The organism is Streptomyces colwelliae (genome assembly GCF_048158785.1).
Taxonomy (GTDB): Bacteria; Actinomycetota; Actinomycetes; order Streptomycetales; family Streptomycetaceae; genus Streptomyces.
In genome coordinates this window covers 1-449 of the sequence record NZ_JBLTJC010000962.1, presented here as the reverse complement: position 1 = coordinate 449, position 449 = coordinate 1, and the positions used below count along the sequence as shown (strand labels likewise).

Annotated in this window: 1 protein-coding gene; it reads left to right on the top strand. The window is 66.8% G+C overall.

The annotated features are described in order from the left end of the window. The coding region (locus ACNFOC_RS55370; protein ID WP_416966442.1) for a DUF993 family protein at positions 1–449 on the top strand (449 nt) is incomplete at both ends.

The following is a 449-nucleotide window of genomic DNA, read 5'->3' as shown; positions in this document are numbered from 1 at the left end:
ACACCGCACAGCGCGGCATGGGGCTGGACTGGCCGACCTCGCTGGAGCTGATCACGCGTTCGGTCGGCGCCGCCAGGCGGCGCAACGCGCTGGTGTTCTCGGGCGCCGGCACGGACCATCTCGCGGTCGAGGATGCCAAGAGCCTCGACGACGTCATCCGCGCCTATGAGGAGCAGGTCGCGGCGGTCGAGAAGGTCGGCGGCCGCATCATCTTGATGGCGTCGCGCGCGCTGGCAAAGCTTGGTCGCAACGCGGACGACTATGCCAAGGTCTACGATCGCGTGCTCTCGCAGGTCCGCGAGCCCGTGATCATCCATTGGCTCGGCGACATGTTCGATCCGGCGTTGACGGGCTATTGGGGCACCAGGGATCTCGACAAGGCGATGGACATCGCGGTCGCCATCCTCAACGCCAACGCCGCCAAGGTCGATGGCGTCAAGGTCTCGCTC